General features: G+C 68.3%; 11 protein-coding genes. 5 read left to right on the top strand and 6 right to left on the bottom strand.

Annotated elements, in window-relative coordinates; all coding sequences use genetic code 11:
• From VFK57_11390 to VFK57_11400, 3 genes are all read right to left on the bottom strand, one after another.
• The coding region (locus tag VFK57_11390) for an aldehyde dehydrogenase family protein (protein HET7696304.1) at positions 1 to 1,242 on the bottom strand (1,242 nt) is incomplete at its 3' end.
• Positions 1,243 to 1,295: 53 nt separating this feature from the next.
• Positions 1,296 to 1,451 (bottom strand): hypothetical protein, encoded by a 156-nt coding sequence (locus tag VFK57_11395; GenBank protein HET7696305.1) that lies wholly within the window; start codon positions 1,449 to 1,451, stop codon positions 1,296 to 1,298.
• Positions 1,452 to 1,471: 20 nt separating this feature from the next.
• Entirely contained in the window at positions 1,472 to 2,557 is a 1,086-nt protein-coding gene (locus VFK57_11400; GenBank protein HET7696306.1) for a hypothetical protein, read from the bottom strand.
• A gap of 33 nt (positions 2,558 to 2,590) precedes the next feature.
• Between VFK57_11400 and VFK57_11405 the strand changes: the two genes are divergently transcribed.
• Genes VFK57_11405 through VFK57_11415 form a run of 3 tightly spaced genes read left to right on the top strand, consistent with a single transcriptional unit; the run spans position 2,591 to position 5,721 of the window.
• Positions 2,591 to 2,785 carry a hypothetical protein gene (locus VFK57_11405; protein ID HET7696307.1) on the top strand — a complete coding sequence of 65 codons (195 nt, stop codon included), beginning with the start codon at positions 2,591 to 2,593 and terminating at the stop codon, positions 2,783 to 2,785.
• Complete coding sequence (locus VFK57_11410) at positions 2,786 to 4,414, top strand: sodium:solute symporter family protein (protein HET7696308.1); 1,629 nt, start codon at positions 2,786 to 2,788, stop codon at positions 4,412 to 4,414. It abuts the gene before it with no gap.
• 2 nt (positions 4,415 to 4,416) lie between these two features.
• Complete coding sequence (locus tag VFK57_11415) at positions 4,417 to 5,721, top strand: MFS transporter (protein HET7696309.1); 1,305 nt, start codon at positions 4,417 to 4,419, stop codon at positions 5,719 to 5,721.
• Between the two features lie 12 nt (positions 5,722 to 5,733).
• On the opposite strand, the gene VFK57_11420 is transcribed toward VFK57_11415, so the two are convergent.
• Positions 5,734 to 6,831 (bottom strand): iron-containing alcohol dehydrogenase, encoded by a 1,098-nt coding sequence (locus VFK57_11420; GenBank protein HET7696310.1) that lies wholly within the window; start codon positions 6,829 to 6,831, stop codon positions 5,734 to 5,736.
• Between the two features lie 77 nt (positions 6,832 to 6,908).
• Between VFK57_11420 and VFK57_11425 the strand changes: the two genes are divergently transcribed.
• Positions 6,909 to 8,219 (top strand): PQQ-binding-like beta-propeller repeat protein, encoded by a 1,311-nt coding sequence (locus tag VFK57_11425; protein HET7696311.1) that lies wholly within the window; start codon positions 6,909 to 6,911, stop codon positions 8,217 to 8,219.
• Between the two features lie 45 nt (positions 8,220 to 8,264).
• Here the strand turns inward: VFK57_11425 and VFK57_11430 are convergent, their stop codons facing one another.
• Both VFK57_11430 and VFK57_11435 read right to left on the bottom strand, forming a co-directional pair.
• Positions 8,265 to 8,705 carry an OsmC family peroxiredoxin gene (locus VFK57_11430; GenBank protein HET7696312.1) on the bottom strand — a complete coding sequence of 147 codons (441 nt, stop codon included), beginning with the start codon at positions 8,703 to 8,705 and terminating at the stop codon, positions 8,265 to 8,267.
• Between the two features lie 48 nt (positions 8,706 to 8,753).
• The gene (locus VFK57_11435) at positions 8,754 to 9,356 is read right to left on the bottom strand and encodes a DUF4203 domain-containing protein (GenBank protein ID HET7696313.1); all 603 of its coding nucleotides are present in this window, start codon (positions 9,354 to 9,356) and stop codon (positions 8,754 to 8,756) included.
• Between the two features lie 28 nt (positions 9,357 to 9,384).
• Between VFK57_11435 and VFK57_11440 the strand changes: the two genes are divergently transcribed.
• A partial coding sequence (locus VFK57_11440; protein ID HET7696314.1) for a lysylphosphatidylglycerol synthase domain-containing protein occupies positions 9,385 to 10,320 on the top strand: 936 nt, incomplete at its 3' end.

Consider the following 10,320-nt stretch of genomic DNA (forward strand, 5'->3'; position numbering starts at 1 on the left):
CGTCGGGCCGATCGACTGGATCAGCTTCGCTTCGGGGCACTGCACCACGGTGGCGAACGGGAACATGTATTCCTTCTTCGCCGCCGGCGCGTCGGGCGAATCGCAGTGGATGATCGTCGGCAGCAGGTAGTCGGCGCGTCCCTGCTTGATCAGCCGTGGACCGCTGCGGTACTTCGCCGTGGCTTCGGTCACGCCCGGGGTCTGGAGGTCGGCATCGATCGCCGCGTTGATGGCGTCTGCGGTGCCCGGGACCGTGAACGCCGCCAGGCTCGCGTCCGGATGGTCGGGCGGCAGCGCCTCGATTGTGGCCAGGCGCCTGGCGATCGCGTCCGCGATCTCCTGCGTATGCCGGCTGGCCCAGATGCCTGACGTATTGATGCAGCCGCGGCCGCTGTTCAGGAAGATGCTGTCGACCATCACGTCGAGGAACTCTTCCCAGCGATCGACGACGTCGTCGCCGATGACGATCTTGGAGAACCCGGGCCCGTGCGCCTGGACCTTGGGGTTGCCGCGATAGCGATCGACCGTGGGCTGGCCGCCAAAGATCATGGTGCGATCCAGCGCGTCGAGCACCGCGGCGCCGACGTCCGCGCCGCCGGGATAGAGCGAGATCGCTTCGCGCGGAATACCCGCCTGGAAGAACGCCTCGGTCATCCGGTAGGGCGTCCAGGGCTCCTGCGGTCCGGGCTTGAGCACCAGGCCGACCTGCAGCGGAATGATCGGCAGCCACAGCGTGTGCACGCCGGGGGAATTCGACGGCAGGACGAGGCCGACCACCGGGCTCTGCACCTGGAAACTGATCGGGACGCCGCGCTCCTCGCCGTAGCCCGACGACAGCACGTCGAGCGAGAGCCCGCGCGTCAGCGACTCGAGGATCTTCCGCATCTCGGCGAGCACGAAGCCGTTCTTCTTCATGTTCGCGCGGCACATCTTCTCGGGCAGCCCGGTGCTGGCCGACTGCGCGCGCGCGAACTCGTCGGGCGACTGCGTCCCGGTCCCCATCGGCAGGGTGGCGTTCATGTAGAGCTCGCCCGCCTTGCCGACACGCGCGATCAGCTCGTCGATCGGAATCTCGCGCAGCACCTGGCGCGCCCGCGCGGCCTTCCGCGCGTCACGCTGGATCATGCCGCCATTGGCGCGGCTCACGGTTGCCATGGGCTCGCCGGTCGAGAAGTGGACGACTTCGTCCTTCTCGAGCGAATCGTAGGGCTGGCCCCAACGCAGAATAGGTAGATGCAGCATAGCGTCGTGCTAAAGGTGCTAAAGGTGTTCGCAGGTGCTGGAAGTGCTGGTGCTCAAAGGTGCTGGAAGTGCTGGTGCTCAAAGGTGCTGAGCGTGCTCGGGTTCCCAGGCGAGTGCCAGGCGGGCTGGCTGTGGCTGGCGGATCGCGCCTCCAGCACTTCCAGACCGTTCAGCACCAGCACCTCGAGCACCCCTGACACCATTAGCACCCCAGCACGACAGCGCAGCCTCAGTAAACCCCGACGGTGGTAGTGGCTGCGAACCCCCGGTATGGCCGGACGCCGCTGACCCCGTCCCATGGAAACCTTGCATGCGGCTTCTCGCGCTCCCCTTCATCCCGCTCGAGGAAGCCGGGCATGAAGAACTCCTTGGTCAGCGTCGTCAGCTTCACGCGGCCGGTCTGGCCGTAGTCCACGACCTTGTTCTGATCGTCGAAGTCGACCACCTGGACGACCGCACGCGGCTGCGGCGCGTAGTAAGTGATCTTGTAGCCGTTCTCGGGGCCGCTCGGCGCGCTGGCGGCGAGGCCCATCAGCGTGTTGCCGTAGGTCGGCGTCATGTAGGCGCCGTCGAGCAGCTCTTCGTGCGCGAAACGGTTCCACTGCGGCGTGAACTCCGTTCCGCCCGAGAAGATGCCGGTGATCCCCATCTTGCCGATCGACGTGCCCATGTCTTCCAGCCGCAGCGCCAGCGCTTCGAGCAGCTTGGGCGTCGTGAACATGCAGCGGATGTCGTGGTTCGCCTGCAGGATCGTGACGGCCTGGTCGATGACGTGGTCCTTGTAGGCCTGCAGGTGCTCGGTCCAGCCCTTCTTGATCAACTTGATCACCCAGCGCGGATCGAGGTCGACGCAGAAGCTGATGCCGCCGCGGTACTGGGCCAGATGCTCGACCGCGAGCCGCAGCCGCCGCGGCCCGGACGGGCCGAGCATCAGCCAGTTCGAGCCCTTGGGGAACTTGTCATCGGGGAGCGTGTGGCTGAACAGCTCGTAGTCGATGCGGAAGTCCTCGGACGCAATCCGGGTCTTCGGCACACCGGTCGTCCCACCGGTCTCGAACACGAAAATGGGCTTGCCCGCGAGGCCCTTCGGGACCCAGCGCTGTACCGGTCCGCCGCGAAGCCATTCGTCCTGGAATTCACCGAAACGCGCGAGGTCGGCGAAGGTGCGCACCTCGCGGCGCGGATCCCACCCGGCGTTCTTCGCGAAGTCGAGCCAGAACGAACAGCCGGTGGCCGGATCGAAATGCCAGTCGATGACCTCCCGTACCCAACGATCGAGGGCTTCTTGCGGGCTGCTGGTTGGCGAAGCGGGCATGGCATGGAAGTATATCCGCTAAGATACGTCTCCGTGGCCCTCGTCACTGCACTCGTCTACCTCCTCCACCAGGACTTCTGGTTCTGGCGCAGCGCGCGGCCGCTGGTGTTCGGTTTCCTGCCCGTCGGTCTCGCCTATCACGCCGCCTACACGGTCGGCATCTCGCTGCTGATGCTGTACCTGGTCCGGCATTACTGGCCGTCGCATCTCGACGAACCCGGCAGATAGATGGTTGCCGCGGCGGTCGTCTTCGCCTACCTCGCGCTGGTGCTGTCGATCGGCGTGTTCGCCGGGCGGCCGAAGTCGGACGGCGGCGGCGCGGCCGAGGACTACTTCCTCGCCGGGCGATCGATCGGCCCGGTCGTGTTCCTGCTGTCGCTCTTCGGCACGAACATGACCGCGTTCTCGATTCTGGGCGCGTCGGGCCACGCCTTCGCCAACGGCATCGTCACCTACGGCCTGATGGCCTCGTCATCGGCCCTGGTGATCCCGGTCGGCCTGTTCGTGATCGGCACGCGGCTGTGGGCGCTCGGCAAGCGCCACGGCTTCATGACCCCGGTGCAGATGTTCCGCGATCGCTGGGAGTGCGGCCACATCGGCACGGTGATCTTCGCCGTGCAGGCGGTGCTGCTCGTGCCGTACATCGTGATCGCGGTGATGGGCGGCGGGACGACGCTCCGGGCGGTGAGCGGCGGGGTGGTGCCGTACTGGCTCGGCGGCGCGATCGTGTCGCTGGTGGTGATGGGCTATGTGTTCTTCGGCGGGATGCGCGGCACCGCGTGGGTGAACACGTTTCAGACGATCCTGTTCCTCTCGTTCGGCGCGATTGCCGTCGGCGTCATCGCGCGCGGGATGGGCGGCTTCGGCAACGCGATCGAATCGCTGCTCGCCTCCGCCGCGACGGCGCCGCTGCTGACCCGCGAGCGGGTTTCCCCGCTGTATTTCTTCAGCTACACCTTCATCCCGCTTTCGTCGCTGGCCTTTCCCCACATCGGGATCTTCTGTCTGACCGCGAAACGCCTGTCGCATTTCCGCCGCACCGTGGTGCTGTATCCGTTGTGCATGCTCGCGATCTGGCTTCCGTCGGTGTTCCTCGGCGTGGCGGCGAACAGCGCGCGCGATCTGCCGGCGATCGAGCGCAAGCTCGAGGCGCGCGCGGCGCTGAACGCGCCCGGCGCGCAGATCACGCCGGAGCGCCGCGCCGAGCTGCGCGCCGCCGCGAGCGGTGACGACGTGATCCTGAGGCTGGTGGAGGGCTACGCGCCGCTGTGGCTGGCGGCGATTCTCGGCGCCGCCGTGATGGCGGCGGTGATGGCGAGCGATTCGCAGATTCTCGCGCTCTCGACCATGTTCACGGAGGACGTGTTCGCCTTCTACGGCGGGCAGACGCGGTTCGGCCCGGCGGTGCAGGTGCAGACCGGCCGGATCTTCGTGATCGTCCTGACCGTGGTCGCGTATAGCATCGCCCTGACCGCGCCGCAGTCGATTTTCGACATCGCCAGCCAGTACGCGTTCGCCGGCTACTCCTCGCTCGCGCCGCTGCTCGTCGCCGCGCTGTTCTGGAAGCAGAGCACCCGGTGGGGCGCGCTGGCGGTGGCGCTGTGGACGGCGGCGGCGGTGGGCGGGATCGCGCTGCTCCAGGCGACCGTGCCGGCCCCGGCGCCGGGGACGGCTGTAACGGTGTGGGCGGTCGGCGGCGTAGATGTCATCACGCGGATTGCGGCAGGCACCACGGTCCTGGGCTTCCTTCCGGTCGTGCCGATGACGATCGTCTCGGCGCTGCTGATGTTCGTCGTATCGCGGGCCACGGCGGGGGCGCTGCCCTCCCGCGCCACGCTCGCGAAGTACGAGGTATAGACATGACCCGACAGACCTGGCTGATTGCCGTGATCGCGGCGATCGGCTTCGCGTTCGATTCGTACGAACTGCTGATGCTGCCGCTCATCGTGCGGCCGGCGCTGGTGGAGCTGCTCGGCGTTCCGGCGACGGATCCGCTGGTCAACCAGTGGGTCGGCTACCTGTTCTACGTCCCCGCGGTGGCTGGCGGCATCTTCGGCCTGCTCGGGGGCTATCTCACCGATCGCCTCGGACGCCGGCGCGTGCTCACGTGGAGCATCGTCATCTACGCGTTCTCGGCGTTCGCCGCCGGCTACTCGACGTCCGTGTATCAACTGCTGTTCTGGCGCTGCTGGACGTTCGTCGGCGTGTGCGTCGAATTCGTCGCCGCAGTGGCATGGCTCTCGGAGCTGTTCCCGGATCCGAAACAGCGCGAGAAGGTCGTCGGGTACACGCAGGCGTTCGGCTCGCTGGGCGGCATCATGGTCACCGCGGGCTACTACCTGGCGGTGAACTACGCGCCGAGCCTGCCCGCGGTCCACGGCACCCACGAGGCCTGGCGCTACACCCTGATGTCCGGCCTGATTCCTGCCATCCCGCTGGCAGTCATCCGCCCGTTCCTCCCTGAATCGCCGGTCTGGCAGGAGAAGAAGCTCGCCGGCACGCTGAAGCGTCCGAGCTTCGGCGAGCTGTTCCGGCCGCAGTTCGCGCGCACCACGATCGTCACGACGGTGATGATGGCCTGCGCCTACGCGGCCGCGTTCGGCGCCATCCAGCAGGTCCCCCGCATCGTCCCCGGGCTGGACGAGGTGCGGACGCTGCCGCGCCCGGCGATCGAGAAGACCGTCAGCGCGGTGCAGTCGTTCCAGGAATTCGGCGGCCTCGCCGGACGCATCGCGCTCGCGTACCTGGCGGTGATCATCATCAGCCGCCGGCGCCTGCTGCACGTCTTCCAGATCCCGGGCATGATCCTGCTGCCGCTGTTGTTCTTCTTCGGCACTCACAATCTCACGATGCTGAAGTGGGGAATCGCGGCGGTGGGCTTCCTGACGATCGCGCAGTTCAGCTTCTGGGGAAACTACCTGCCGCGCGTCTACCCGACGTTCCTGCGCGGCACGGGCGAGAGCTTCGCCGCGAACGTGGGCGGCCGCATGATCGGCACGTCCGCGGCGCTGGTGACGACGAATCTGGTGGCGTCGATGCCGGGCGCGACGCCGTCGATGCGCCTGGCGTACGCGGCGGCGCTGGTCGGGACGACGGTGTACGTGATCGGCTTCATCGCGAGCTGGTGGCTGCCCGAGCCGAAGGCGGAGGACCTGCCGGAATAGGGGATCTTCCGGCTAGACGCGGACGCCGCCTGCTGCTCTGTAGAGCGCTCTCGCATCATCGGCCGAGAACGGCCTCGGGTTGTGCGTCCCCGTCCACTGCGTTGCGGCGTCGGCCGCCAGCGCGTCGACGTCTTCGGCGCGCGCGCCAAGCTCGCGCAGGGTCGCGGGCAGGCCGGCGGCGCTGCGCAGCGCCTCGAGGCGCCCCGGCAGGTCGTCCGCGCACAACTCGCGATAACGCGCACCCACGACTTCCCCGTTCCAGCGGACCACGTGCGGCAGCATGACCGCGACGGCGATGCCGTGGGTCGTGCCGTATCGGGCGGTCAACGGATTCGCGCAGGCGTGCGCCGCCCCCAGCATCGACAGCTCGATCGCCGCGCCGGCCAGATTCGCGCCGCGCAGCATCGCGCCGCGGGCCTCGAGGTCGGCGGGGTCGCGCAGCACGCGCTCGAAGTGCGAGTCCAGGAGCGTCCACGCCTCGGCCGCCAGGCGCGCCGACTCGGGCGTTCGCGTCTTCGTGACGAACGCCTCGACGGCATGCGAAATGGCGTCATAGCCGGCGACGGCGGTGACCTCGCGCGGCTGCGAGACCGTCAGCGCCGGATCCAGTATCGCGATGCGAAACGCCGCCTTCTCGTCGCCGCACGCCATTTTCGCGTGCGTCTCGGCGTCGGAGATCAACGCGTACGACTGCGCCTCGCTGCCGGTGCCCGCCGTGGTGGGGATGCCGATCGAGGGCAGCATCGGCTTGGCCGCCTTGCCGTGGCCGCGGTAGTCGCGCATCGACCCGCCGTTGGTGAGGACGAAGTTGATCCCCTTGGCGCAGTCGAGCGAGCTGCCTCCGCCCAGCGCGACAATGCCGTCCACGTGCGCCGCCGCCGCGGCGACGCGGCCCGCCTCGACCATGTCGGTGTCCGGATTCGCGTCGAACGCGTGAAAGAACGCCGGCTCGACCCCGGCCGCGCGGAGCAGCCGGGCTGCGCGCTCGACGAATCCCGCCTGAACAATGCCTTTATCGGCGACGATGAGCGCCCGGGTAAACGCCAGTTGCCGCGCCAGCGTCCCTACCTGATCGAGCGCCCCCGGGCCAAACACCACCCGCACGGACATCCGCCGAATGGTACCAAAAACGGGGACAGTCCCCTTTTTTTGACAACCGCCGGCGACAACGCTTACGAGGACAGTGAATGACACACCGAATGCTAGCCGCGCCGGCGATTGCGTCGCTGGCGCTGATCACGACCAGCGCCGACACCACGTCCGAGAAGTACTGGCCGCAGTGGCGCGGCCCGCATGCCACCGGCGTCTCGAAAACCGCCGATCCGCCGATCGAGTGGAGCGAGACCAGGAACGTCCGGTGGAAGCTCGAAATCCCCGGCCGCGGATCGGGAACCCCGGTCATCTGGGGAGACAAGGTGTTCGTGCTCACCGCCGTGCCGGTCGGCGTGGACGCCGCCAGCTCGCACGCCGCGCGCGGCGGCACCCGTCCCGCCGTCCCGCACAAGTTCACCGTGATGGCGATCGATCGGAAGACCGGCAAGGTCGCCTGGGAGCGGACGGCGCGCGAGGCCACGCCGCACGAGGGGTCGCACCAGCAGTTCGGCACCTACGCCTCCTCGTCCGCGATCACCGACGGCGAGCGCGTCTACGCGTTCTTCGACTCGTTCGGCCTCTATGCCTATGACATGAACGGCACGCCGCTCTGGGAAAAGGACCTCGGCGACAAGAAGATGCGCAACGAGTTCGGCGAAGGGCAGACGCCGGTGCTGCACGGCAACACGATCGTCGTGCAGTGGGACCACCAGGGGCCGTCGTTCATCACCGCGCTCGACAAGATGACCGGCAAGGAACTGTGGCGCACCGAGCGGCAGGAAATCGACAGCTGGGGCACGCCGCTCGTCGTCGAGCACGGCGGCAGGGCACAGGTCATCGCCAGCGCGATGAACAAGGTCACGAGCTACGATCTCGCAACCGGACAGGTCGTGTGGCAGGGCCCGGGACTGACGATGAATCCGATTCCGTCGTCCGTGCACGAGAACGGGATGGTGTACGCCGTCAGCGGCTTCCGCGGCAACAAGCTCCTCGCGATCCAGCTCGACGAAGCGAAGGGGGATCTCACCGCCACCCGGGCCGTGAAGTGGGAGCTGAACGCCGACACGCCGTACGTCCCGTCTCCGCTGCTCTACGACGGGATCATCTACCTGCTGAAGTCGAACTCCGGGATCCTGTCGGCGTTCGATGCGAAGACCGGCAAACCGCACTACCAGCTGCAGCGGCTCGAGAACGTGCCGAACGTGTTCGCCTCCCCCGTCGGCGCGAAGGGACGCATCTACATCCCCGGCCAGGAGGGGTCGACGATCGTGCTCAAGGCGGGGCCGTCGTACGACGTGCTGGCGAGGAACACGCTGGACGACGGGTTCAACGCGTCGCCGGCGCTGGTCGACAACGAGCTGTACCTGCGCGGCGCGAAGTTCCTCTACTCGATCGGAACCCGCTAGCCGGCGGGGTGCTGGGGCGACGCACCCAGCACCCGTCACCCGTGCTCAGACCGCCTTCGCGTCGAGGTCGATCCGCAGCGAGCCGCGGTACGCGTTGGAGACCGGGCAGGTTCCCTCGGCCTCACGCGCCACCTCGGCGAACTGGTCCTTGGGGATGCCGCTGAGCCCGTGCGCGACGACGCTCAGCTTCGAGCTCAGGATCTTGATCCCGGCGTCTCCCTTGTCGGCCGTCACGGTGGCGGTCACTTCGGTCTTCGCGATCGAACCGCCCTTGCGGCCGACGGTCGCGTTCAGCGCCATGGCGTAGCACGCCGCGTGCGCCGCGGCCATCAGCTCCTCCGGGCTGGTCACCCCTTCGGCGTCGCCGATGCGGCGGGGGAAGCTGACGGGCAGATCGAACGCGCCGCTGCCGGCCTTCGTCGATCCCTTGCCGTCCATGATTCCGCCTTGCCAGTTGACACTCGTGGTGCGCGAAAACGTAGCCATTTCATCTCCTTGAGGATGCGGGTACATCCGGGATCGACGATCCCGGGATCACTTGCGGCCCTTTGCCGTGACGGCCAGCTGGACGATGACGCCGGTGACGCCGAGCGCAATCCAGGCGAGCAGGATCCAGTAGTTCCCCGGCGCCGGATTCATCGGGTACGCGAGCCACACGTTGTTGCGCGCCGCCGCGTCCGCCGCCAGGCGGTCGCCGGTCAGCGCCAGCGCCCCGACGATGATCGTCCACGCCCCGCCGAACGCCGTGGCGCCGACAATCACGTAGCGCTGCAGCGCCAGCGCGGCGAGCGCGCCGGCGATCGCGAACAGGATCACCACGATCGCTCCGGGCTCCCGGCCGAGCGCCGCCCAGATCATGCTTGCGGCGAGCGCGCCGATGCCCGCGCCGAGCAGCGCCACGCCGACGAAGTACGCCGCGATCAGGATCAGCGCGCCGACCACGCCGCCGGCGATCGCCGCCACGATCATCCACATCGTGTTCTCCGGGCCGGCGATGCCGCTCGCGAACAGCGCGCCGAGGATGAATCCGTAGATGCCGAGGACGACGCGGAAGACGCGGTAGCCGGCGAAGCAGGAAATCAGTCCTCCGACGAGCAGGATGATGGCGGCGGGGGTCTGGAAGGACGCCGGAAGCATGAACCTGCGATTATAGTCCCAGCATCTCATGCGACGTTCCCTCTCGGGTGTGCTCACCGGACTCGGCGGCCTCGCGCTCCTGGCGTGGATGGTGTCGAGCGTCGGCGTCGCCGAGATCGCGTCCGACGTCCGCCAGGTCGGGTGGACGATCGTGGCGATCATCGCCATCGGCGGCCTGCGCTTCCTGCTGCGCGCGGCCGCCTGGCGCATGTGCCTCGATCCGCCGCACACGATGTCGCTCGGCGACGCCTTCGCCGCCGTCGTCTGCGGCGATACGATCGGGAACCTGACGCCGCTCGGCCCGCTGGTCGGCGAGCCGGCCAAGGCCGCGTTCGTGCGGGGGCGCGTGCCGCTCGGGCCGGCCGTCACCGCACTGGCGATCGAGAACGTGCTCTACACGCTGTCCGCGGCGGCGATGATCGCCGCCGGCACCGTGGCGCTGCTGATTCGCTTCCAGCTGCCCTCGGCAATACGCGGCGCCGGCGAGGCCGCCGTCGGAGGCACGCTGCTGCTGTTCGCGCTGGCGCTGTGGATGCTGTGGCGGCAGCCGGCGCTCATCAGCCGGGCGCTCGGGCTGGTCCCCCCTTTACAGCGGCATGCCGAGCGGTTCGCCGCGATCGAGGCGCGGATCTATGGGTTCGCGTCGCGTCACCGCCGTGCGCTGCCCGGCCTGGCCGCGGCCGAGATGGGCTTTCATGCGCTCGGCGTCACGGAAATTTACCTGACCTTGTGGGTGCTGAACGGCGTCGCGCCGGCACTGATCACGGCCTTCATCCTCGAGACCGCGAACCGGCTGGTAACGGTCGTGTTCAAGATCGTGCCCCTTCGCCTGGGGGTGGATGAGGCCGCCACCGCATACGTGTCGCAACTACTCGGGCTGGGCACGCGGCCTGGGTTGTCGATGGCCATCATCCGCAAGGTCCGGATGCTGTTCTGGGCGCTGGCCGGGGGCGTGCTGCTCGTC

It is taken from the genome of Vicinamibacterales bacterium, assembly GCA_035699745.1.
Lineage (GTDB): Bacteria > Acidobacteriota > Vicinamibacteria > Vicinamibacterales > 2-12-FULL-66-21 > JAICSD01.

Coding starts and splice junctions, on each gene's coding strand:
- VFK57_11400 (HET7696306.1), bottom strand. CDS start 2,557: ATGCCCGCTTCGCCAACCAGCAGCCCGCAAGAAGCCCTCGATCGTTGG.
- VFK57_11410 (HET7696308.1), top strand. CDS start 2,786: ATGGTTGCCGCGGCGGTCGTCTTCGCCTACCTCGCGCTGGTGCTGTCG.
- VFK57_11415 (HET7696309.1), top strand. CDS start 4,417: ATGACCCGACAGACCTGGCTGATTGCCGTGATCGCGGCGATCGGCTTC.
- VFK57_11420 (HET7696310.1), bottom strand. CDS start 6,831: ATGTCCGTGCGGGTGGTGTTTGGCCCGGGGGCGCTCGATCAGGTAGGG.
- VFK57_11425 (HET7696311.1), top strand. CDS start 6,909: ATGACACACCGAATGCTAGCCGCGCCGGCGATTGCGTCGCTGGCGCTG.
- VFK57_11430 (HET7696312.1), bottom strand. CDS start 8,705: ATGGCTACGTTTTCGCGCACCACGAGTGTCAACTGGCAAGGCGGAATC.
- VFK57_11435 (HET7696313.1), bottom strand. CDS start 9,356: ATGCTTCCGGCGTCCTTCCAGACCCCCGCCGCCATCATCCTGCTCGTC.